The 21,468-nt window shown below is 61.1% G+C and carries 22 protein-coding genes and 1 tRNA gene; 1 reads left to right on the top strand and 22 read right to left on the bottom strand.

Annotated elements, in window-relative coordinates:
* Positions 1 to 45: 45 nt before the first annotated feature.
* From nuoI to rpsO, 21 genes are all read right to left on the bottom strand, one after another.
* Positions 46 to 534, bottom strand: a complete 489-nt coding sequence (gene nuoI / locus O3301_RS10030) for an NADH-quinone oxidoreductase subunit NuoI (RefSeq protein WP_010399726.1) — start codon at positions 532 to 534, stop codon at positions 46 to 48.
* Positions 535 to 548: 14 nt separating this feature from the next.
* Entirely contained in the window at positions 549 to 1,631 is a 1,083-nt protein-coding gene (nuoH, locus tag O3301_RS10025; protein ID WP_071076363.1) for an NADH-quinone oxidoreductase subunit NuoH, read from the bottom strand.
* Positions 1,631 to 3,964 (bottom strand): NADH-quinone oxidoreductase subunit NuoG, encoded by a 2,334-nt coding sequence (nuoG, locus tag O3301_RS10020; protein ID WP_305056262.1) that lies wholly within the window; start codon positions 3,962 to 3,964, stop codon positions 1,631 to 1,633. The genes nuoH and nuoG overlap by 1 nt, the downstream gene beginning before the upstream one ends.
* 22 nt (positions 3,965 to 3,986) lie before the next feature.
* The gene (gene nuoF, locus O3301_RS10015) at positions 3,987 to 5,282 is read right to left on the bottom strand and encodes an NADH-quinone oxidoreductase subunit NuoF (protein ID WP_010399729.1); all 1,296 of its coding nucleotides are present in this window, start codon (positions 5,280 to 5,282) and stop codon (positions 3,987 to 3,989) included.
* Entirely contained in the window at positions 5,279 to 5,758 is a 480-nt protein-coding gene (gene nuoE, locus O3301_RS10010) for an NADH-quinone oxidoreductase subunit NuoE (RefSeq protein ID WP_034749989.1), read from the bottom strand. Before nuoE ends, nuoF begins: the two co-directional genes overlap by 4 nt.
* Positions 5,759 to 5,770: 12 nt before the next feature.
* On the bottom strand, positions 5,771 to 7,024 hold the full coding sequence (locus tag O3301_RS10005; RefSeq protein ID WP_034749992.1) for an NADH-quinone oxidoreductase subunit D: 1,254 nt from the start codon (positions 7,022 to 7,024) through the stop codon (positions 5,771 to 5,773).
* Positions 7,024 to 7,617 (bottom strand): NADH-quinone oxidoreductase subunit C, encoded by a 594-nt coding sequence (locus O3301_RS10000; protein ID WP_289898458.1) that lies wholly within the window; start codon positions 7,615 to 7,617, stop codon positions 7,024 to 7,026. Before O3301_RS10000 ends, O3301_RS10005 begins: the two co-directional genes overlap by 1 nt.
* A gap of 17 nt (positions 7,618 to 7,634) precedes the next feature.
* A complete protein-coding gene (locus tag O3301_RS09995; RefSeq protein ID WP_010399733.1) occupies positions 7,635 to 8,111 on the bottom strand; it encodes an NADH-quinone oxidoreductase subunit B family protein in 477 nt (158 codons plus the stop codon).
* A gap of 3 nt (positions 8,112 to 8,114) precedes the next feature.
* A complete protein-coding gene (locus tag O3301_RS09990) occupies positions 8,115 to 8,474 on the bottom strand; it encodes an NADH-quinone oxidoreductase subunit A (protein ID WP_010399734.1) in 360 nt (119 codons plus the stop codon).
* A 177-nt stretch (positions 8,475 to 8,651) separates the two neighbouring features.
* Positions 8,652 to 8,736, bottom strand: a tRNA-Leu gene (locus tag O3301_RS09985).
* A gap of 191 nt (positions 8,737 to 8,927) precedes the next feature.
* Complete coding sequence (gene secG / locus O3301_RS09980) at positions 8,928 to 9,332, bottom strand: preprotein translocase subunit SecG (RefSeq protein WP_034749996.1); 405 nt, start codon at positions 9,330 to 9,332, stop codon at positions 8,928 to 8,930.
* A 28-nt stretch (positions 9,333 to 9,360) separates the two neighbouring features.
* A complete protein-coding gene (tpiA, locus tag O3301_RS09975; protein WP_305056261.1) occupies positions 9,361 to 10,110 on the bottom strand; it encodes a triose-phosphate isomerase in 750 nt (249 codons plus the stop codon).
* 72 nt (positions 10,111 to 10,182) lie between these two features.
* The gene (locus tag O3301_RS09970) at positions 10,183 to 11,163 is read right to left on the bottom strand and encodes an NAD(P)H-quinone oxidoreductase (protein ID WP_305056260.1); all 981 of its coding nucleotides are present in this window, start codon (positions 11,161 to 11,163) and stop codon (positions 10,183 to 10,185) included.
* 71 nt (positions 11,164 to 11,234) lie between these two features.
* A complete protein-coding gene (locus O3301_RS09965; RefSeq protein WP_289898460.1) occupies positions 11,235 to 11,843 on the bottom strand; it encodes a tetratricopeptide repeat protein in 609 nt (202 codons plus the stop codon).
* 64 nt (positions 11,844 to 11,907) lie between these two features.
* Entirely contained in the window at positions 11,908 to 12,669 is a 762-nt protein-coding gene (locus O3301_RS09960) for a GIN domain-containing protein (RefSeq protein ID WP_099388387.1), read from the bottom strand.
* 109 nt (positions 12,670 to 12,778) lie between these two features.
* Positions 12,779 to 12,988: a hypothetical protein gene (locus O3301_RS09955; RefSeq protein WP_099667156.1), complete on the bottom strand. Its 210-nt coding sequence runs from the start codon at positions 12,986 to 12,988 to the stop codon at positions 12,779 to 12,781.
* Positions 12,989 to 13,150: 162 nt separating this feature from the next.
* The gene (locus O3301_RS09950; protein WP_305056259.1) at positions 13,151 to 15,103 is read right to left on the bottom strand and encodes a methyl-accepting chemotaxis protein; all 1,953 of its coding nucleotides are present in this window, start codon (positions 15,101 to 15,103) and stop codon (positions 13,151 to 13,153) included.
* A gap of 121 nt (positions 15,104 to 15,224) precedes the next feature.
* Positions 15,225 to 15,524 carry a hypothetical protein gene (locus O3301_RS09945; RefSeq protein WP_305056258.1) on the bottom strand — a complete coding sequence of 100 codons (300 nt, stop codon included), beginning with the start codon at positions 15,522 to 15,524 and terminating at the stop codon, positions 15,225 to 15,227.
* Positions 15,525 to 15,530: 6 nt separating this feature from the next.
* On the bottom strand, positions 15,531 to 16,226 hold the full coding sequence (locus O3301_RS09940) for a hypothetical protein (protein ID WP_305056257.1): 696 nt from the start codon (positions 16,224 to 16,226) through the stop codon (positions 15,531 to 15,533).
* A gap of 226 nt (positions 16,227 to 16,452) precedes the next feature.
* The gene (pnp, locus tag O3301_RS09935) at positions 16,453 to 18,570 is read right to left on the bottom strand and encodes a polyribonucleotide nucleotidyltransferase (RefSeq protein WP_010399742.1); all 2,118 of its coding nucleotides are present in this window, start codon (positions 18,568 to 18,570) and stop codon (positions 16,453 to 16,455) included.
* Positions 18,571 to 18,802: 232 nt separating this feature from the next.
* Positions 18,803 to 19,072, bottom strand: coding sequence for a 30S ribosomal protein S15 (gene rpsO, locus O3301_RS09930; RefSeq protein WP_010399743.1), 270 nt, complete (start codon positions 19,070 to 19,072; stop codon positions 18,803 to 18,805).
* A gap of 185 nt (positions 19,073 to 19,257) precedes the next feature.
* Between rpsO and bamE the strand changes: the two genes are divergently transcribed.
* Entirely contained in the window at positions 19,258 to 19,755 is a 498-nt protein-coding gene (gene bamE / locus O3301_RS09925) for an outer membrane protein assembly factor BamE (protein ID WP_289916427.1), read from the top strand.
* A gap of 132 nt (positions 19,756 to 19,887) precedes the next feature.
* On the opposite strand, the gene O3301_RS09920 is transcribed toward bamE, so the two are convergent.
* Positions 19,888 to 21,432 (bottom strand): 2-isopropylmalate synthase, encoded by a 1,545-nt coding sequence (locus tag O3301_RS09920; protein WP_305056256.1) that lies wholly within the window; start codon positions 21,430 to 21,432, stop codon positions 19,888 to 19,890.
* Between the last annotated feature and the right edge of the window lie 36 nt (positions 21,433 to 21,468).

Genomic DNA, 21,468 nt, shown 5'->3' with positions numbered 1-21,468 from the left:
GATGAACGAGGGGCGCGCCGCAGCTGGTCAGCTGCGGCGCATCCATCAGCGATAAGGTGCGTCGGCGGCGCGCGCAGCGGCGATGTCATTTTCATAACGATCACCTACGGCCAGCAACATCTCTTTCGTGTAATACAAATCCCCGCGTTTCTCGCCGTGGTATTCCAGGATTTGCGTCTCGACGATCGAATCGACCGGGCAGGACTCTTCGCAGAAACCGCAGAAGATGCACTTGGTCAAATCAATATCGTAACGCGTGGTGCGGCGCGAGCCGTCGTCACGCTGTTCCGATTCGATCGTGATGGCCATCGCCGGGCAAACCGCTTCGCACAGTTTGCAGGCGATGCAACGTTCCTCGCCGTTCGGGTAGCGGCGCAGCGCGTGCAAGCCACGGAAACGCGGCGAGATCGGTGTCTTCTCTTCCGGGAATTGCACCGTGATCTTGCGCGAAAACATGTACTTGCCTGTCAACGCCATGCCCTTGATCAGCTCGCCTAACAAGAGGCTGCTGAAGAAATCTTTTACCTTATCCATTCGTATGCACTCTCTTACTTCCAAATATTCCAGGATGTCTGCATCCAGGCAGCGACGAAGACCAGGTAGACCAGCGTCAACGGGATAAACACTTTCCAGCCGAGGCGCATGATCTGGTCATAACGGTAGCGTGGGAAAGTACCGCGTACCCAGATGAACACCGACACGATGAAGAAGGTCTTGGCGAACAACCAGAAGAAGCCGCCGAAACCACCCCAGAACTCAAGGAAAGCAAATGGTGCGGACCAGCCACCGAGGAACATGATCGAAGCCAGGGCGCCGATCAGGATCATGTTGGCGTATTCGGCCAGCATGAACATGGCGTAGGCCATGCCCGAGTACTCGACCATGTGGCCGGCCACGATTTCCGACTCGCCTTCGACGACGTCGAACGGGTGACGGTTGGCTTCAGCCAGGCCCGACACCAGGTAGATGACGAACATCGGCAGCAGCGGCAACCAGTTCCACGACAGGAAGTTCACGCCCTTGTCGGCGAAGAAGCCGATTTGCTGGCCGCCGACGATGTCGATGAAGTTCAGGCTGCCCGAGACCATCAGCACGATGACCATCACGAAGCCCATCGGGATTTCATACGAAATCATCTGTGCCGAAGCGCGCATGGCGCCCATGAACGAGTACTTCGAGTTCGAGGCCCAGCCGGCGATGATGATGCCGTAGACTTCCATCGAGGTAATCGCCAGCAGCATCAGCAAGCCTGCGTTGACGTTGGCCAGTACGGCTTGCGGGCCGAACGGCACGACCGACCAGGCGGCCAGGGCCGGCATGATGGTCATGATCGGGCCGATCACGAACAGGCCCTTGGCGGCCTTGGACGGGATGATGATCTCTTTGAACAAGAGTTTCAGCGCATCGGCGATCGGTTGCAGCAAGCCCAAAGGACCCACGCGGTTCGGACCGACGCGGATCTGGATCCAGCCGATCAGCTTGCGTTCCCACAAGGTCAGGTAGGCAACCAGGCCCATCAGCGGCAACAGCACGCACAGGATCTTGATCAGGGTCCAGAAGAACGGCCAGGAGCCGCCCAGCAAATCCTGGCCGCTGCTGTTGATGACGTTTACAAATTCAGGCAGAGCCATCAGATTTTCCCCTCTGCTGTTTCAACTGTGATGTCACCGAACATGCCGCCCAGGCTAGCCGTCGAGGCATGCGCCGCCGACACTTTCACCACATTGGCTGGCAGGCCGGCATGGATTGCCGCCACCAGGATGACGCTGCCGGAGCCTTGCGCCACTTTGACCTTGTCGCCCGCCTTGATGCCCAGCTTGTCAGCCAGCGCCAGGGACAGGTGCGCTTGCGGCGCGGCGCCATCGACCGTGCGCAGCAGCGGTTCGGAGCGGCGTACCAGCGCGTCGGCGAAGTAGATCGGCACGTCGGCGATGCGTTGCAGCTTTGGTGAAGCCGGTGCATACGAGGCCGCTTCCGGGGCGTTCTTGGCGATGTTGTTCAGCTGTGCCGACAAATCGGTCACACCGGCGCCAAACGCTTCGTCGCGGATCGCTTCGGACGTGTCGTAGTCGAAACCGGCCAGGCCCAGGATGTTGCCCAGGACGCGCAGCACTTTCCAGGCTGGACGGGTATCGGCCAGCGGTTTCACGGTGCCGTTGAAGCTTTGCGCGCGGCCTTCGCAATTGACGAAGGTGCCCGAGGTTTCAGCGAACGGGGCGATCGGCAGCAAGACGTCGGCGTAATCCATGCCGTGCTTGAATGCGGACATGGCCACGACCATGTCGGCGCCATCCAGGGCGGCGCGGGCCGCTTGTGGATTGGCGGCATCGAGTTCCGGCTCGGCGTGCAGCAGCACGTAGGCTTTCTTCGGCACGGCAAACGCAGCTTGCACGTTGGCGCGCGGCTTGGCGACCAGGTGCGCGCCAACCGTGTTGGCAGCTTCCGTCAGGTAACCGAGCTTGGCGCCCGTCTGTTCGGCGATCCATTGCGCGGCAGCATGCAGTTGCGACGCTTGCGGGTGTTGCGTTGCCGCATTACCCAGCAGCACGGCGCCGTTGTCGCCGGCCATCAGGCTGGCGGCAATCGCGACGGCCACGTCCGAAGCGCTCACCGCTTCGAAACCGGCTGGTGCGGCGATTTCTTTCGCTTTAGCAACAGCAACGACCACTTCCGACAAGGCCGCCAGCCAATCGCCAGGCGCGACGATCATCTTGTTGGCGATGGTGATCAATTGATCATCGTCGGACGCGTGCAGGATCGACAGCTTGGCGCCGCCCTTGACGGACGCGCGCAGACGCGTGGCCAGCAATGGGTGATCCTTGCGCAGGAACGAGCCGATGACGAAGGCGCGCTTGATCTGGCCAAATTCGTTGATCGGCATGCCCAGCCAAGGTTTGACGGACGCGTCGAGCGCGAAGTCGGTCTGGCGCAGGCGGAAGTCGACGTGCTCGGAACCGAGACCGTGGACGACTTTCTGCAGCAGGACCAGCTCTTCGACCGTCGAATGCGGCGTTGCCAGCGCGGCGATGGCGTCGGCGCCATGCTCGTGCTTGATATTTTTCAAACCGTGCGCCACGTATTCCAGTGCCGTTTGCCAATCGACTTCTTTCCACTCGTTGCCTTGTTTCAGCATCGGGGAAGTCAGGCGTTCGGCACTGTCCAGCGCTTCGTACGAGAAACGGTCCTTGTCCGAAATCCAGCACTCGTTGACGGCTTCGTTTTCCAGCGGCAATACGCGCTTGACCTTGCCAGCTTTCACTTGCACGATCAGGTTCGCGCCCAGGCCGTCATGCGGGCTGACCGATTTGCGGCGCGACAGTTCCCACGTACGGGCGCTGTAGCGGAACGGCTTCGAGGTCAGTGCGCCGACCGGGCACAGGTCGATCATGTTGCCCGACAGTTCGGAGTCGACCGTCTGGCCCACGAAGGACACGATTTCCGAGTGTTCGCCGCGGCCGATCATGCCCAGTTCCATCACGCCGGCCACTTCCTGGCCAAAGCGTACGCAACGGGTGCACTGGATGCAGCGCGACATTTCCTGCATGGACACCAGCGGACCGGCTTCCTTCGGCTGCACGACGCGCTTGTCTTCCTTGTAGCGCGATTCGCTCTTGCCGTAGCCCACTGCCAAGTCTTGCAACTGGCACTCGCCGCCCTGATCGCAGATAGGGCAATCGAGCGGGTGGTTAATCAGCAAGAATTCCATGACCGACTTTTGCGCCTGCACAGCTTTATCGCTGGCGGAGCGCACGATCATGCCGGCACTGACCGGGGTCGCACAAGCGGGCAAAGGCTTGGGCGCCTTTTCCACTTCGACCAGGCACATGCGGCAGTTCGCTGCGATCGACAATTTCTTGTGATAGCAGAAGTGCGGAATGTAGGTTCCCAATTTGTTGGCGGCGTCCATCACCATGCTACCAGCAGGGACTTCGACTTTTTTGCCGTCTATTTCGATTTCAACCATGGTGATCGTTACCTGACGCAGCTTAGATATATGCGGGCACTAAGCAATGCTTGTGCTCGATATGATATTCAAATTCTTCACGGAAATTCTTAATGAAGGCCCGTACCGGCATGGCAGCCGCATCGCCCAGCGCGCAAATGGTGCGGCCCTGGATGTTGTCGGCGATCGAGTTGAGCATGTCCAGGTCGTCTGGACGACCCTGCCCCTGCTCGATGCGGTGCACCATGCGGTACATCCAGCCTGTGCCTTCACGGCAAGGCGTACACTGGCCGCACGATTCTTCAAAGTAGAAGTAGGACAGGCGTTCCAGCGCCTTTACCATGCAGCGTGTTTCGTCCATCACGATGACGGCGCCCGAACCCAACATCGAACCGGCTTTCGCGATCGAGTCATAGTCCAGGTCGGTCTGCATCATGATGTCGCCGCGGATCACCGGAGCGGACGAACCGCCAGGGATCACGGCCTTGATCTTTTTGCCACCGCGCATGCCGCCTGCCAGTTCCAGCAGGGTCGCAAACGGGGTGCCGAGCGGCACTTCGTAGTTGCCCGGTTTTTCCACGTCGCCCGAGATCGAGAAGATCTTCGAACCGCCGTTGTTCGGCTTGCCCATCGCCAGGTATTTCTCTGGACCAATGTTCAGCACGAATGGCACGGCCGCGAAGGTTTCCGTGTTGTTGATCGTCGTCGGCTTGCCGTACAGGCCAAACGAGGCTGGGAAAGGCGGCTTGAAGCGCGGCTGGCCTTTCTTGCCTTCCAGCGACTCCAGCAGGGCCGTTTCTTCGCCGCAGATGTAGGCGCCATAACCATGGTGCGCATGCAACTGGAACGAGAACTCGCTACCCATGATCTTGTCACCCAGGAAACCGGCGGCGCGCGCCTCTTCCAGCGCTTCTTCGAAACGCAGGTATTCCTGGAAGATTTCACCGTGGATATAGTTATAGCCGACGGTGATGCCCATCGCATAAGCGCCAATGGCCATGCCTTCGATCAGCGCATGGGGATTGTAACGAATGATGTCGCGGTCCTTGAAAGTGCCCGGTTCGCCTTCATCTGTATTGCAGACGAGGTATTTTTGACCCGGGAACTGGCGCGGCATGAAGCTCCACTTCAAGCCGGTAGGGAAACCCGCGCCGCCACGGCCGCGCAAGGACGAAGCCTTAAGGTCGGCGATGATCTGTTCCGGCGTGATTTTCTCTTCCAGGATACGCCGCAGGGCGCTATAGCCGCCGCGGTTCACATAATCTTGCAAATGCCAGTTCTTGCCATCCAGATCCTTCAGGATCAATGGATCGATATGGCGGTTGTGGAGTGACGTCATTTCTTGAGTTCCTCCAGCATGGCGTCGATTTTCTCGTTCGACATCCAGCTGCACATGGTTTTATTACTGACCAGCAAGACAGGCGCATCGCCGCAAGCACCCATGCACTCGCCTTCAACCAGGGTGAACTGGCCGTCTGCGGTGGTTTCGCGGAAATCGATACCCAGTTTCTGCTTCAGGTAGTCTGCAGCGCGCACGCCGCCCGACAGGGCGCATGGCAGGTTGGTGCACACGGTGATCTTGTGCTTGCCCACGGGTTTCACGTTGTACATATTGTAGAACGTGGCCACTTCCTGCACGGCAATCGCCGGCATGCCGATGTAATCGGCCAGTTCCTTCATGGTTTCTGGCGCCAGCCAGCCCAGTTCATCCTGGGCATGGGCCAGCGCGGCCATGACGGCCGACTGACGCTGGTCGGCCGGGTACTTGGCCAGCTCGCGGTCAATTTTCTTATAGCATTGCTCTGATAACAACATACTTTTTGCCTCTTAGCGGTCAATACTGCCGAACACGATATCTTGCGTCCCGATGATGGTCACGGCGTCGGCAAGCATGTGCCCACGCGCCATCTCGTCGAGCGACTGCAAGTGGGCGTAGTCTGGCGCGCGCAGTTTCATGCGGTACGGCTTGTTGGCGCCATCGGACACCAGGTACACGCCGAACTCGCCCTTCGGATGTTCCACGGCGCTGTAGGCCTCGCCTGGCGGCACGTGGAAACCTTCCGTGAACAGCTTGAAGTGGTGAATCAGCGATTCCATGTTGGTCTTCATGTCGACGCGGCCCGGAGGCGCCACCTTGCGGTTGCTGGTCATGACAGGACCTTCATTGTTGCGCAGCCACTCCACGCATTGCTTGATGATGCGGTTCGACTGGCGTAGCTCTTCCACGCGGACCAGGTAGCGGTCGTAGCAATCGCCGTTGGTGCCGATAGGAATGTCGAAGTCCATCAAGTCGTACACTTCGTACGGCTGTTTCTTGCGCAAATCCCACTGCACGCCCGAGCCGCGCAGCATGGCGCCCGTGAAGCCCATGGCCAGCGCATCTTCCGGCGAGACCACGCCGATGCCGACGGTACGCTGTTTCCAGATACGGTTGTCGGTCAGCAAGGTTTCGTACTCGTCCACGGAATTCGGGAAACGGCGCGCGAAGTCTTCGATGAAGTCCAGCAGGGAGCCCTGGCGGTTTTCGTTCAGCTTGCCGATGGCCTTGGCGTTGCGGATGATCGACGCCTTGTGCTGCGGCATCGCATCCGGCAAGTCGCGGTACACGCCGCCCGGACGGTAGTAGGCCGCGTGCATGCGCGCACCCGATACCGCCTCGTAGGCGTCGAACAAGTCTTCGCGGTCGCGGAAGCAATACAGGAACGGGCCCATGGCGCCGACGTCCAGCGCGTGGGTGCCGAGCCACATCAGGTGGTTCAGGATACGCGTCATCTCGTCGAACATGACGCGGATGTATTGCGCGCGCAGCGGCACTTCCAGGCCCAGCATCTTTTCGATGGCCATCACGTACGCATGTTCATTGCACATCATCGACACATAGTCGAGACGGTCCATGTACGGCACGGATTGCAGGTAGGTCTTCTGTTCGGCCAGCTTTTCGGTAGCGCGGTGCAGCAGGCCGATATGCGGGTCGGCGCGCTGGATGACTTCGCCATCCATCTCCAGCACCAGGCGCAGCACACCGTGCGCGGCCGGATGCTGCGGCCCAAAGTTCAGGGTGTAGTTCTTAATCTCAGCCATTATTTCATCCCGTAATGTTCTTCGCGGATCACGCGCGGCACGTTTTCCCGCGGCTCGATCGTCACGGGCTGGTAAATCACGCGCTTTTGTTCCGGATCGTAGCGCATCTCGACATAGCCGGAGACGGGGAAATCCTTGCGGAACGGATGGCCGATGAAACCGTAGTCGGTCAGCAGGCGGCGCAAGTCGTTGTGGCCTTCGAAGAGGATGCCCAGCAGGTCGAATGCTTCGCGCTCGTACCAGTTGACGGCGCGCCAGATGCCGACCACGGAGGGCAGCAGCGGCATGTCGTCGTCCGGTGCGAACACGCGCACGCGCACGCGCCAGTTGTGCTTAACCGACAGCAAGTGCGAAACGGCCGCGAAACGCAGGCCATCCCAGCTACCGTCGCCATAGGTCGAGTAGTCGACGCCGCACAGGTCGAGCAATTGCTCGAAATGCAGGGCCGGATCGTCGCGCAGGGTCAGCATCACGGCCAGGTAGTCCTCGGCCTTGACGACCAGGGTGACTTCGCCCAGCGCAACCGTCGTGCTAACGCGATCGCCCAGGGCAGTGCCGAGGGCGTTTTGCAATACTTCTAAATGTGTTGTCATAATCTGAAGCGGCCCCGTTAGCGTGCGATCGTGCTGGTACGCTTGATCTTGTTCTGCAACTGCATGATGCCGTACAGCAAGGCTTCAGCGGTCGGAGGACAGCCAGGCACATACACGTCGACGGGCACGATGCGGTCGCAACCGCGCACCACGGAATAGGAGTAATGGTAGTACCCGCCGCCATTGGCGCAGGAACCCATCGAGATGACCCAGCGTGGCTCTGCCATCTGGTCGTAGACCTTGCGCAGGGCCGGCGCCATCTTGTTGCACAGGGTGCCGGCAACGATCATGACGTCGGACTGACGCGGCGACGGACGAAACACGACGCCGAAACGGTCCATATCGTAGCGGGCTGCGCCCACATGCATCATTTCGACCGCACAGCAGGCCAGACCGAACGTCATCGGGAACATAGACCCGGTGCGCGCCCAGTTGATCAGCTTGTCGGCCGAGGTGGTGATGAAACCTTCGCTTAATACGCCTTCAATAGCCATGGCTTATTCCCAGTCAAGGGCACCTTTCTTCCAAATGTACCAAAATCCGACCACGAATTCAGCGATGAACACCATCATCGTGACGAAACCGGCCCAGCCCAGGTCGCGCATTGCAACGCCCCATGGGAAAAAGAATGCCGTTTCCAGATCGAACAAAATAAACAGGATTGCGACCAGATAGTAGCGCACATCAAATTTCATGCGCGCGTCTTCGAATGCTTCAAAGCCACATTCGTACGGGGAGAGTTTTGCTGCGTCGGGCTTGTTAGGGCCTAACAGGCGCCCCAGGAGCTGGGGAGCGATACCGACACCAAGGCCGATAATAATGAACAGCAGGACGGGGAAGTAATTTTCGAGGTTCACGATTGATGAGCTTATATTGAACGATCGGTTAAATGAGGACGCTGCGATCATTTGCAGCGTATCTAACGCACGACCCCAATCAAAGCTAAGACCAGGATCGAACGACACATCCTCGTAAAAAAAGCCAGCAACTTTGTACGAGCCATGGCTCGTGCGCCGTTGCTGGCTTCTGATTTCTGGTGCCGACGACGAGACTCGAACTCGTACAGCTTTCGCCACTACCCCCTCAAGATAGCGTGTCTACCAATTTCACCACGTCGGCGGTAAGGCCCGTATTCTACTCTGCTTTGCCGCTAAAGTTAATGCACAAATGCATCAAAACACAGATAAAAACGATAAATTTTTACATCTTCCAGCGCGCCACGATTTTTTCCTGCCGCACTGCTAAAACATTGAGCAATAATCTGCCCGTAATGAGAATTACTCTCGATGAGGTATCGAGCTGATACAGAATTACTTCGGAATCGCGCCGGCCGGGGTGCTGGCAACCGGAGCCGCCGCTGCCGGAGCGCTGGCAGCCGGAGCTGCTGCTGGCACCGTCGTCGGGATCGCGCCCGCACCGGTGACCGGCACTGGCTTGACGACTTTATCCATCACGCCGCCGCCGACCGTGGTGGCGCGTTGATTCGCCATCAGCGACAGGGCCAGGGTGGCGCCGAAGAAGATCGCGGCGGCAACGCCCGTCGATTTCGACATGAAGTTCGACGAACCCGTCGCACCGAACAGGCTGCCCGAGGCGCCCGAACCGAAGGCGGCACCCATGTCGGCGCCCTTACCGTGCTGCAACAACACCAGCGCGATAATCGACAATGCCGAAATAACCTGTACTACCACTACCAGATTGAACATCATGTTCATTGCAATTCCATTCTTAGTTTAAATTAATTCAATCAGCGGCGTGAATAATTGCCAGGAAATCCGCCGCCTTCAATGCTGCTCCACCGATCAGACCGCCATCGATATCCGGCATCGCCATCAATTCTTTCGCGTTCTCCGGCTTCATGCTGCCGCCGTACAGGATTTGCACGCCGGCGGCCGCTACCGCATTCTTTGCCACCAGCTGGGCGCGCAATACCTGATGCACGTCCTGCGCCATTTGCGGCGTGGCGGTCTTGCCCGTGCCGATGGCCCAGACTGGCTCATAGGCCAGCACCAGTTTCGCCACGTCGTCGGCGGAAATCGCCACCAGCACGGCGCCCAGTTGCTGCGCCACCACGGCATTGGTCTGGCCCGCTTCGCGCTGCGCCAGAGTTTCGCCGATGCAGACGATGGGCGTGATGCCCGCCGCCAGCGCCGCAACCGTCTTGGCCGCCACCTGCGCATCGCTCTCGCCATGGTAGGCGCGGCGCTCGGAATGCCCGATCACCACGTAGCCGCAGCCAAAATCCTGCAGCATGGCGGTCGAGATTTCTCCCGTGTAGGCGCCGCCGGCGTGCGCGGACACATCCTGCGCGCCCCAGCCCAGAGCCGTGCCTGCCAATTGCGCCTGGCACTGCGCCAGATACGGCGCAGGCACACAGACGGCGCTGGCGGCGCCAGAGGCAGCCAGGCCAGCAACTATTTCAGACAATAACACCGCGTTCGAGGTGCGACTGCCGTTCATTTTCCAATTTCCGACGACGAGTTTGCGACGCATAGTAGCCTAAATTCTAATAACCCGTCATTCTAACTCCGGCACCGATGCCGGTCAAACAGGCAGTGCCCCGTTTCAGGCAACTTGCAACATGATCTTGCCCACGTGCGTGCTCGCTTCCATCAAGGCATGCGCCTCGTTGGCTTTTTCCAACGGGAAAGTTTGATAGATCACGGGCTTGATCTTGCCTGCCTCGATCAGCGGCCAGACGGTCTCGCGCAAATGGCTGGCGATGGCGGCCTTGAAGGCGACGGAACGGGGACGCAGGGTGGAACCCGTCACCGTCAGGCGGCGGCGCAGCAAGCTACCCAGGTCCAGTTCCGCCTTGGTGCCGCCCTGCACGGCGATCAGGCCGATGCGACCATCGTCGGCCAGGCAATCGATTTCGCGCGGCAGGTAGTCGCCGCCCACCATGTCGAGAATGACGTCGACGCCTTTGCCACCGGTCAATTCCTTGACGACGGCGACGAAATCTTCCGTGCGGTAGTTGATACCCCGTTCGGCGCCCAGCGCCTCGCAGGCGCGCGCCTTCTCGTCGCTGCCCGCCGTGGCGAACACGCGATGCCCCAGGGCGGCCGCCAGCTGGATGGCCGTCACGCCGATGCCGGACGTGCCACCCTGCACCAGTAACGTTTCGCCATCGGCCAGCGCGCAGCGGTCGAAGACATTGCTCCAGACGGTAAAGAAATTTTCCGGCAGGGACGCGCCTTCCAGCGCCGTCAAGCCTTGCGGCAAGGGCAGGCACTGGCCGCTTGGGGCGGCGCAGTATTCGGCATAGCCGCCGCCCTGCACCAGCGCGCAGACCAGGTCGCCCTTCTTGAATCCGGTATTGGTAAAATCGCCATCGACGACTTCGCCCGCCACTTCCAGGCCCGGCAAGTCGGACGCGCCGGCGGGCGGCGCATACTTGCCCAGGCGCTGCAGCACGTCGGGACGGTTGATGCCGGCCGCGTGCACCTTGATCAGCAGTTCGCCCGCCTTATATTGCGGCATGGGACGTTCCGCGATCTGCAAAACGTCGGCGGGACCTGGCTGGCTGATGGCAACTGCACGCATGGCGGAACTCTCTCAAGGGAAAACGGCGATTGTACGCCAAGCCGCCCTCCCCTGCAGACCACCACCCCGTCTTAACCGGCGCCCGTTTTCGACTGGCGCGGCAAGGGCGTGCCCGGCTTCCATTTCGCCGACAGGGCTTGCCCCTCTTCGACTTGCTCATGCGTCATCTTGCGCACCACGGCGGCGCGCTGGTCGGCCGCATTCGCGTTGCCATTCGCGGCCGCCAGGTTCCACAGCATGTAGGCGATGACGTTATCCTGCTGCACGCCGCCCATGTGGTAGCGGTACATCAGGCCCAGCACCTGCTGCGCCTCGGCATGGTTCTGCTCGGCCGCCTTGCGGAACCAGCCGACGGCCTGCTTATGATCCTGCAGCACGGCGTTGCCTGTGTAATACATGGCACCCACCACATACTGGGCGTCGGCCTTGCCCTGCTCGGCCGCCTTGCGGTGCCAGAACATGGCTTGCTTGTAATCCTGCGGCAAGCCCCGTCCCATGTAATACATCAAGCCCAGCAAGTGCTGGGCATCGGCGCTGCCGGTCTTGGCAAGGGGCAATATTTCCTTGTAGGCCAAGGCGTAATTCTTGTTGTTGTAGGCACTGGCGCCTTCGGCGAAGCCAGCCCGCGCGGGTAGCTGTATCGTCAACAGCATGAGTAATGTAATGATCAGTTTTTTCATCGGAATGGGATGTGGTCTGACTACTTATTCTTGTCCTGCCAATACGGCCTGCGGCAGGATGCTTTTACTTCCAGCTAACTTTGCCCAGGCCCTCGACGCTGACATCGCGGTTGACCGGCTTGCCGTACACCACCACCGAACCGAGCCCGCTCAAGTTCAGCTTGGCATTCGTATGGGCATTCACCGTGGCGTTGCCGAGGCCGCTCAATTCCAGGTTCACGGCGTCCGCTTCGAATTGCTGCGCATTCAGGCTGCCCAGGCCGCCCAGGCTGGCTTTCAAGAGTCGTCCGCGTCCGCCCAGCACGACCGAGCCCGCACCCTGCAAGTCCAGCTCGGCCCGCTCATTGTTGCCTATCCATATCTGCATGCTGCCCACGCCGCCCAGGCTGGCGTTGAGCTTGCGGTAGTCGCCCACCAGCTTGATGCTGCCCGCCCCTTCCAGCGACAGGGTCAGTTCCTCGCCCTTGAAACCCGTGATGTCCGTGCTGCCGAAGCCTTCCGAGCTCAGCTCGCGCAAATTCGGCAAGACCAGGTCCGCGCGTATCGACGAAGGGCCGATCTTGAAGCCGCGCACTTCCGTTTCGATGTGCAGGGTATCGCCGCTTTGCGCCGTACTGACGTCGGCGATATAGCGCTTGTCGGCCGTGATGCTCAGCGAAGGCACGTTGCCCTGGCGAATGCGCACCTCCATCACGCCATCGAGCTTGACGCGCACCACGCGGGCGTCGATGTTGCGCATTTCCAGCAAGCGGGTCTCCGCGGCCGCGCCGCGCACCAGGCCCAGAGTCGCCAGGAACAGCAGCGCCAATTGCAGTGTCTTTTTCATGTAGTGCATCCTCGGTATCTTGTTTTTATGTGTCGCGGCGCCCTCGTGGGACCCGCGCGCATCGCCGCTGGCTGCCACTGTAGCAGCAGCAAAAATTGCTGACAATCAATTATGCAAAACGGGCTTTTTCCAAGGCGGTCAAGCGCTTGGCCTTGACCACCACCACTTGCATGGCCGCCTTGTTCGCTGGCGCGGCCAGGGTGGCCGTGGAACTGGCCACTTGCAGGGCCGGGGCGGCCGGGGCGATGGCGTAGCAGCTGGCGCCGAGCAGGATGGCGGCGGCAACGGCGATGACTTCCATGTTTTTAGCGACGTTCATTTGAATCTCCTCGGGTGTCTGGCAGTGGGCTTGCGGTATGGTGTCACTATAGCCATACCACTCCCGGCAGACACGCCGATTGCGACGAACTGCGCTTTTGGCAGGCTGGCCTGACAAAAACGCGGATGAACGTGCCGAATAAGCGTCGCGATTGCTGTACGCTTAAAACTCTTCCCACTCGTCGGCGCCGGACTTGGCCGCCTTGACGGGCTTGGCCGGCGACAGCGCGCGGGTTGGCGCGCGCGGCGCGGCAGCACGAACGGCCGGCTTCGCCTTGAGGCGGGTCACGGGCGCGGGCGCGGCGGCAGGGCCCGCATCGCCGAGGCGGAACATGCCGACGGCTTGCGCCAGGTCCACAGCCTGCTCCTGCAGGCTTTCCGCGGCAGCGGCGGCTTGCTCGACGAGGGCCGCGTTTTGCTGCGTCATGGTATCCATGTGCGTGACGGCCGTATTGATCTCGCCGATGCCGGCGCTCTGTTCGCGGCTGGCCACCGTGATTTCGCTCATGATGGTCGTCAATTGCTGCACCGACGCCACCACCTGGTCCATGGTCTGGCCCGCCTCATCGACGAGGCGGCCGCCCGCATCGACTTTTTCCACCGAATCGCCGATCAATTCCTTGATTTCCTTCGCCGCGCCGGCAGACCGTTGCGCCAGGTTGCGCACTTCGGACGCCACCACGGCAAAGCCCCTGCCCTGCTCGCCCGCGCGCGCCGCCTCGACGGCCGCGTTCAGGGCCAGGATATTCGTCTGGAAGGCGATGCCGTCGATCACGCCGATGATGTCGACGATCTTGCGCGAGCTTTCCTGGATGCCGGCCATGGTGCCGACCACTTGCTGCACCACACGGCCGCCCTTGGCCGCCACTTCCGAGGCGGACACGGCCAGCTCATTGGCCGCATGCGCGTTTTCCGCATTCTGCTTGACGGTCGACGTCAGCTCATCCATCGAACTGGCCGTTTCTTCCAGCGCGCCCGCCTGCGCTTCCGTGCGCGAGGACAGGTCGGCGTTGCCTGCGGCGATATCGGCCGATTCGCTGCGCACCAGGGTGCTGATGCTGCGGATCTGCACCAGCACGGTGGCGATCTTTTCGACGAACAAGTTGAACGCCTTGGCGATCTGCGCCAGCTCGTCCGTGCCTTCCGCGTCGAGGCGGCTGGTCAGGTCGCCGTCGCCCGTGGCGATCGCTTCCATCGCATCGCGCACCAGGCCCAGGCGGCGCAAGGCGCGCGCCACCAGCACGCTCAAGACCGTGGCGGCCAGGGCCAGCACCAGCAAGGCCGTCAAGGCCGAGGCACGCAGCATGGAGCTCAAGGCTTGCGTCGCTTCTGCACGGTCGAGCACGGTCGCCAGCAGCCAGTCGCTGCCCGGCACCTTACTCACATGCAAGATGCCATTGCGTTCGCCGAGGCGGATGGCGGCGCCGTCGCCGCTCTTTTCGATGTCGGCCAGCGCCTGCGCACTGAGGCCCGGATCCAGCTCGGCCAGCGGCTTCAGGGTCAGCTTGCCGTCCGGGTGGGCGATGATCTTGCCGCCGCCATCGACGAGGAAGGCATAGCTGGACGCCGTCGGCTTGATCGAGGCGACGTTTTGCACCACCGCATCCATCATCACGTCGGCCGCCATCACGCCCGTCACGCTGCCCTTGCCGCCCAGCGGCTCGGCAAACGTCACCACCAGCTTGCCCGTACTGGCGCCGATGTAGGGCGCCGTGATGATGGGGCCGCCCACTTCGGACGCCAGCTTGTACCAGGGCCGCGCCGTGGGGTCGTAGTCGGCGGCGCGCTTGCGCTCCTGCGAAAAGACGGCGTGCTTGTCGGCAAAGCCGATATACGCCATGTCGAAGGTGCCGGCCTGCTCGGCCGCCTTCAGGGCCGGCAGCGGATCGGCCGCCGTGGCGCCCTGCTTGAGCGAGCCCACGACGGCTTGCTTGGAACGCAGCCATTCGGCGATGGCCGCGGCATGGCTGTGCGACAACTGCAGCATCTGCGTGTCGAGCGCGGCCAGGGTGCTGGAGCGGGTAGTGAAGAAGTTGGCGATGGCGACGGCCAGCATGGCCAGCACGACGATGGAAACGGCGATGGCGATCAGCCGCGCCTTAAGGGAGGACAACATGGTGCATCCAATAAAAAAGAGAAAATCGGGAGGGATGCGCCATGGTCAGGGAATAAGATTTTGTCGTCAAGCAATACTGACAGTCAATTACCCATAAACAACAATTGATACCATATATTAATCAGATCTCGCCGCGCAGCTTGCGCAGGGCCAGCGATTCGCCGCCCGTCGCCTCGATGCGGAAACGGGCAAATGCCTGCTCCAGCTCGGGGTAGCGGCGCAAGCCGCCTTCCGTAAAATAACGCCCGCCGGGGATATCGCCCCACGGCAAGGGCGCCGTCAAGGCGCCGCTGCCCGCCAGGGCCAGCAGCGGCTCCAGCGCGCTGCGCAGGTCGGCCACTTCCCCATCGGCGGGCGCCAGGCGCGTCAACAACTGTTCCAGTTCGGCGGCATGGGCTTGCAGGCGCGGTTGATCCATCATCTCTCCTCAATTCTTGATCGTGCCGATCAGCACGGGGGCCGACCATAGGCTGCGGTTGGGCAGTAGATACTGCTGCGCCCCGCCACGGCGCCGCACCAGCCCGCCCAGCTCTTCCGTCGGCGCCACCTGGCTGACGAACACGCTGACGGTACCCTTGGGCATGACCTGATACACATCATACAGCGGCGCCTCGCTCTTCAAGGGCAAGCCGAAACAGTCGGCCAGGCTGGCGCACTTGCCCGAAGCCAGCTGCAATTGCGCGCTGGTGGTGAAATACGGCGAGTACGGCGACACATTCTGGCCATGCGGCACGATCTTCACCAGCGCGGCCGACATGGCTTGCACATCGGGCAAGGTGCTGCCGGAGGCGAGCTGCTCGACCGCGCGCGCGTAAATCGTCTCGGCCGGGGCGGCAGGATCGGCGGCGCGCAGTTCGCGCAGGAATTGCTGGCCCGGCGCGCTGTCCAGGTAGGGATCGATGGCTTCGCGCTGCAAGCCCGCCGTCCTGAAGGTGCTGAGGTCATTGATTTCGCGCGCATGCACGGCGCGCAAGGCGTCGAGGTCTTGCGCCGGCATGGCCGCGGACGCGGCGGCGATAGGGATGGGCAACGGCACCGGCGTCGGTGCGCTGTCCAGCTGCGCCCGGACACCGGGCGCGACGGCAAGCAGAAAGGCGGCGGCCAGCCCGCAGTATGTGCGCATGCTGCATCTCCTTGGAAGACTCGTTCAGGGGAAGATCCCATGCCGAATCTACAGAGAGCAGCGGCGGCCGATACGCGCTGGATCAAGGCCGGTGCAGACAGACGGACAAGCCGGCACACGCCTTCGATACAGCGCAAACGCGGCGCATAAAAAAACCGCCAGGGCTTGCGCGCCGGCGGTTTTTGAGCATGCGGCCGAAGCCGCACTCAGGCGAACCTGAAAGACATTAAGCGGCTGGCGCTTCGTTGCCTTCGGCAGCTTTCATCGACAGTTTCAAACGGCCGCGGTCGTCCGTTTCCAGCACTTTGACGCGCACCAGCTGGCCTTCTTTCAGGTAGTCGGCCACGGCGTTGACGCGCTCGTTGGCGATCTGCGAGATGTGCAGCAAGCCGTCCTTGCCTGGCATGACTTGCACGATGGCGCCGAAGTCCAGCAGTTTCAGCACGGTGCCTTCGTAGGTCTTGCCCACTTCGACGGAAGCGGTCAGTTCTTCGATGCGGCGCTTGGCTTCCTGGCCGGCAGCGGCGTCGACGGAAGCGATGGTGACCACGCCTTCGTCGCTGATGTCGATCTGGGTGCCCGTCTCTTCGGTCAGCGCGCGGATCACGGCGCCGCCCTTGCCGATCACGTCACGGATTTTTTCCGGGTTGATCTTGATCGTGATCAGACGCGGTGCGAAATCGGACAGTTCGGTTTTGACGTGCGGCATGGCTTTTTGCATTTCGCCCAGGATGTGCTCGCGGCCTTCCTTGGCTTGCGCCAGTGCCACTTGCATGATTTCCTTGGTGATGCCCATGATCTTGATGTCCATCTGCAGCGCCGTGATACCGTTGCGGGTACCGGCTACCTTGAAGTCCATGTCGCCCAGGTGATCTTCGTCGCCCAGGATGTCGGACAGCACGGCAAACTTGCCGCCTTCCTTGATCAGGCCCATGGCGATACCGGCCACGTGTTCCTTCATCGGCACGCCGGCGTCCATCAGTGCCAGGCAGCCGCCGCACACCGATGCCATCGACGAGGAACCGTTCGATTCCGTGATTTCCGATACCAGGCGCACCGAGTAGCTGAACTCTTCAGCGGCTGGCAGGGCGGCGATCAGCGCGCGCTTGGCCAGGCGGCCGTGGCCGATTTCGCGGCGTTTTGGCGTACCGACACGGCCCGTTTCGCCGGTGGCGAACGGAGGCATGTTGTAATGCAGCATGAACGAATCCGTGAACTCGCCCATCAGCGCATCGATCTTCTGGCTGTCGCGGGCGGTGCCCAGGGTGGCAACGACCAGCGCTTGCGTTTCGCCGCGCGTGAACAGGGCCGAACCGTGGGTGCGTGGCAGCACGCTGGTGCGGATCGAGATCGGACGCACGGTGCGCGTGTCGCGGCCGTCGATGCGTGGCTCGCCGTCCAGGATTTGCGTACGCACGATTTTCGCTTCGATGTCGAACAGGATGTTGTTGACTTCAGCGCTGTCGATCGATGCGCCGCCGGCGGCAGCCGCTTCGGCCGACAGGTCGGCGATCACTTCCGACGTCGCCGCTTTCAGCTTGGCCGTACGCTCTTGCTTGTCCTTGGTTTGATACGCGTCATTGATCTTGGCGTTGGCGAAATGCGCGACGCGGGCGATCAGTGCTTCGTTTTTCGGCGCAGGCGCCCATTCCACTTCCGGCTTGCCGCCATCACGCACCAGGTCGTGAATCGCGTCGATGACGACTTTCATCTGGTCGTGGCCGAAGACCACGGCGCCCAGCATGATTTCTTCGGACAGCTGTTTCGCTTCCGATTCGACCATCAGCACGGCCGTTTCGGTACCGGCGACCACCAGGTCCATTTCCGACGTTTTCAGTTGCTGGACGGTCGGGTTCAGGATGTACTGGCCATTGGCGTAACCGACGCGCGCGGCGCCGATAGGACCGTTGAAAGGCACGCCCGATACGCACAGGGCAGCCGAGGCGCCGATCATGGCGGCGATGTCCGGATCGATTTCAGGGTTGACCGACAGCACGTGAATGATGACTTGCACTTCATTCAGGTAGCCTTCCGGGAACAGCGGACGGATAGGACGGTCGATCAAACGGGATGTCAGTGTTTCTTTTTCGGAAGGACGGCCTTCGCGCTTGAAAAAACCGCCCGGGATTTTACCGGCAGCATAGGTTTTTTCAACATAATCAACCGTCAAAGGGAAGAAATCCTGGCCTGGCTTGGCATCTTTGCGTGCCACCACCGTTGCCAGAACGACGGTATCTTCGATCGACACCAGCACTGCGCCGGATGCCTGACGTGCGATTTCGCCGGTTTCCAGGGTCACTTGGTGTTGACCGTACTGGAAGGTTTTCGTAACTTTGTTAAACATGGGGTATCCCTTTTCTAATTGCCGACAGATTTTCAGGGGCTGTCGTTCACCTCACCACAGGCGGCGTAAAAATGCTGCCTTTACTTGTTGCCACCTTTGCTACTTTACTTTTAAAACATGATATCGGTAGAGAATACTGTACTTCTCGACATAAATCCGGAATTCAAATGACAAAATGCCCGCGTCAGCGAACTGGCGCAGGCATTTCTGTATAAACCTTGTACGGCAAAAATTACTTGCGCAGACCAAGTTTAGCGATCAGGTCGCGATAACGGGTAGCGTCTTTAGCCTTCAGGTAGGACAACAGGCTCTTACGACGGTTGACCATCATGATCAGGCCGCGGCGGGAGTGGTGATCTTTCGAGTGGGCTTTGAAGTGGCCGTTCAGTTCGTTGATGCGAGCTGTCAGCAGTGCAACTTGCACTTCAGGGGAGCCGGTGTCGTTTTGACCACGTGCGTTGTCCGCGATGATAGCGGCTTTGTTGATGTTTTCTACTGTCATGATAAACCTTTCACATGCGGTGCACAGAGTCTGAACCCTATCCACCGTGAACTACGATTATTAAAATACTGGCCTATGCTGCCAACCAGACGCGCAAGTATATCGGAAAAATGCCCGCCTGTATCCTGCCGTGCGCGCTTTTCTCGGTGCATGATAGGGTTTTCCTGCATTTCAGGAGGTCAAACATGAAAAATCTGCTCAAATTAGCAACACCCATGCTGTTTGCCGTCCTGGCCGGCTGCGCCAGCTGGAACGTCCCGCCGCCCCAGCCGGGCGAGCCGCGCGCCGCCGTGGAAGCGCGCCTGGGCCGGCCAAGCAACATCTACCAGCTGCCCACGGGCGCGGAACTGGAATACGCGACGGGCCCCTACGGCCAGTACACGTACATGGCCCGCTTCGGCCCCGACGACAAGCTCATTTCCTACGAGCAAGTGCTCGATACGCCGGGCTTTGCCCGCATCAAGGTGGGCGTATCGACCCAGCAAGACGTGCTGCACACCCTGGGCCGCCCGACGGAAACGTCGTATCTGTCGCTGCCGAAACTGCACGTCTGGTCTTACCGCTACAAGGAATCGGGCGTCTGGGATTCCATGATGCACGTGCACTTCGACCACGACGGCATCGTGCGCATGATGATGAACGGCCCCGATCCGGCCAAGGAAGAGCGGCGGTTTTTCTGGTAAAACATTACCGGCGTAACGACGCCTGATAAAACCGTAGCGAGCGGAAGAGAGAGGTGACTAAGAAGCGCAACCGTACTCTGGTACGGTGAGCATCAAATTCGGGGGTCAGACCCGGCGGGTCTGCCCCCCGAATTACGGCTGGGGATCGATGCGCTCATCCTTGGCATGCAGTTTATTCAACGCCGACAGATACGCCTTGGCCGACGCGACGATGATGTCCGGGTCGGCGCCCACGCCGTTGACGATGCGCCCGTCGCGCGACAATCGCATCGTGACTTCGCCCTGCGACTGCGTGCCCGTGCTGATGGCATTGACGGAGAACAAGACCAGCTCCGCGCCGCTGGCGGCCGCGCTTTCGATGGCGTTGACGGTGGCGTCGACGGGGCCGTCGCCCCGCCCTTCGCAGCTCAGCTGCTTGCCGCCGACGAGGAATTCCACGCGCGCATGCGGCACGGCGCCCGTCGTCGACTGCTGCGTCAGTGAAATGAAACGGTAGTGCTCACTTTCCTGCGCCTGCTGTTCCTCGCTGACGAGGGCCATGATGTCTTCGTCGAAGATTTCGGATTTCCGGTCCGCCAACTCCTTGAAGCGGATGAAGGCGGCATTGATGTCCGCTTCCGATTCCAGCGCGATGCCCAGCTCGTGCAGCCGCTGCTTGAAGGCGTTGCGGCCCGACAATTTTCCCAGCACGATCTTGTTGGCCGTCCAGCCCACGTCTTCGGCGCGCATGATTTCATACGTCTCGCGCGCCTTTAAAATGCCGTCCTGGTGGATGCCGGACGCGTGCGCAAAGGCGTTCGCGCCGACGACGGCCTTGTTCGGCTGCACGGCAAAGCCCGTGATTTGCGACACCATCTTGGATGCCGCCACGATTTGCGTCGTGTCGATACCCACCGTCAAGTTGTAATAGGCGGCGCGCGTGCGCAGCGCCATCACCACCTCTTCCAGCGCCGTGTTGCCGGCCCGCTCCCCCAGGCCATTGATCGTGCATTCGATTTGCCGCGCGCCGCCTATCATGACGCCGGCCAGGGAATTGGCCACAGCCAGGCCCAGGTCGTTATGACAATGGACAGACCAGATGGCTTTATCTGAGTTCGGGATGCGTTCGCGCAAGCGTTTGATGGTGGCGCCAAAGATTTCCGGCACGGCGTAGCCCACCGTATCGGGGAAATTGATGGTGGTGGCGCCCTCGGCGATCACGGCTTCCAGCACGCGGCACAGGAAATCCTCGTCGGAGCGGCTGCCGTCTTCGGGGCTGAATTCGATGTCGTCCGTGAACTGGCGCGCGTAGCGCACGGCGTTTTGCGCTTGCGTAAGCACTTGCTCTGGCGTCATGCGCAGCTTCATCTGCATGTGCAGGGGCGACGTGGCAATAAACGTGTGGATGCGCTTGCGCTCGGCCGGCGCCAGCGCTTCGGCGGCGCGGGCGATGTCGCGGTCGTTGGCGCGCGACAGCGAGCAGATGGTCGATTCGCGCACGGCGCCGGCTATCGCCCGTATCGACTCGAAGTCGCCTTGCGAGGCGGCGGCGAAGCCCGCTTCGATCACGTCGACCTTCAGGCGCTCGAGCTGCTTGGCGATGCGCAGCTTTTCCTCGCGCGTCATGGAGGCGCCCGGCGATTGCTCGCCGTCGCGCAAGGTGGTGTCAAAAATGATGAGTCGGTTGCTGCTGCTCATGGCTGCTCCTGGCTGGCTGAAGACTGGCGACGCTAC

It is taken from the genome of Janthinobacterium sp. SUN211, from assembly GCF_030587315.1.
Lineage (GTDB): Bacteria > Pseudomonadota > Gammaproteobacteria > Burkholderiales > Burkholderiaceae_D > Janthinobacterium > Janthinobacterium kumbetense.
This window is presented reverse-complemented; position numbering and strand designations above follow the sequence as displayed.

Excerpts from the sequence above, each read along its gene's own strand:
- nuoI (WP_010399726.1), bottom strand. The coding sequence starts at position 534 with ATGGATAAGGTAAAAGATTTCTTCAGCAGCCTCTTGTTAGGCGAGCTG.
- nuoH (WP_071076363.1), bottom strand. The coding sequence starts at position 1,631 with ATGGCTCTGCCTGAATTTGTAAACGTCATCAACAGCAGCGGCCAGGAT.
- nuoG (WP_305056262.1), bottom strand. The coding sequence starts at position 3,964 with ATGGTTGAAATCGAAATAGACGGCAAAAAAGTCGAAGTCCCTGCTGGT.
- nuoF (WP_010399729.1), bottom strand. The coding sequence starts at position 5,282 with ATGACGTCACTCCACAACCGCCATATCGATCCATTGATCCTGAAGGAT.
- nuoE (WP_034749989.1), bottom strand. The coding sequence starts at position 5,758 with ATGTTGTTATCAGAGCAATGCTATAAGAAAATTGACCGCGAGCTGGCC.
- O3301_RS10005 (WP_034749992.1), bottom strand. The coding sequence starts at position 7,024 with ATGGCTGAGATTAAGAACTACACCCTGAACTTTGGGCCGCAGCATCCG.
- O3301_RS10000 (WP_289898458.1), bottom strand. The coding sequence starts at position 7,617 with ATGACAACACATTTAGAAGTATTGCAAAACGCCCTCGGCACTGCCCTG.
- O3301_RS09995 (WP_010399733.1), bottom strand. The coding sequence starts at position 8,111 with ATGGCTATTGAAGGCGTATTAAGCGAAGGTTTCATCACCACCTCGGCC.
- secG (WP_034749996.1), bottom strand. The coding sequence starts at position 9,332 with ATGAACATGATGTTCAATCTGGTAGTGGTAGTACAGGTTATTTCGGCA.
- tpiA (WP_305056261.1), bottom strand. The coding sequence starts at position 10,110 with ATGCGTCGCAAACTCGTCGTCGGAAATTGGAAAATGAACGGCAGTCGC.
- O3301_RS09970 (WP_305056260.1), bottom strand. The coding sequence starts at position 11,163 with ATGCGTGCAGTTGCCATCAGCCAGCCAGGTCCCGCCGACGTTTTGCAG.
- O3301_RS09965 (WP_289898460.1), bottom strand. The coding sequence starts at position 11,843 with ATGAAAAAACTGATCATTACATTACTCATGCTGTTGACGATACAGCTA.
- O3301_RS09960 (WP_099388387.1), bottom strand. The coding sequence starts at position 12,669 with ATGAAAAAGACACTGCAATTGGCGCTGCTGTTCCTGGCGACTCTGGGC.
- O3301_RS09955 (WP_099667156.1), bottom strand. The coding sequence starts at position 12,988 with ATGAACGTCGCTAAAAACATGGAAGTCATCGCCGTTGCCGCCGCCATC.
- O3301_RS09950 (WP_305056259.1), bottom strand. The coding sequence starts at position 15,103 with ATGTTGTCCTCCCTTAAGGCGCGGCTGATCGCCATCGCCGTTTCCATC.
- O3301_RS09945 (WP_305056258.1), bottom strand. The coding sequence starts at position 15,524 with ATGATGGATCAACCGCGCCTGCAAGCCCATGCCGCCGAACTGGAACAG.
- O3301_RS09940 (WP_305056257.1), bottom strand. The coding sequence starts at position 16,226 with ATGCGCACATACTGCGGGCTGGCCGCCGCCTTTCTGCTTGCCGTCGCG.
- pnp (WP_010399742.1), bottom strand. The coding sequence starts at position 18,570 with ATGTTTAACAAAGTTACGAAAACCTTCCAGTACGGTCAACACCAAGTG.
- rpsO (WP_010399743.1), bottom strand. The coding sequence starts at position 19,072 with ATGACAGTAGAAAACATCAACAAAGCCGCTATCATCGCGGACAACGCA.
- bamE (WP_289916427.1), top strand. The coding sequence starts at position 19,258 with ATGAAAAATCTGCTCAAATTAGCAACACCCATGCTGTTTGCCGTCCTG.
- O3301_RS09920 (WP_305056256.1), bottom strand. The coding sequence starts at position 21,432 with ATGAGCAGCAGCAACCGACTCATCATTTTTGACACCACCTTGCGCGAC.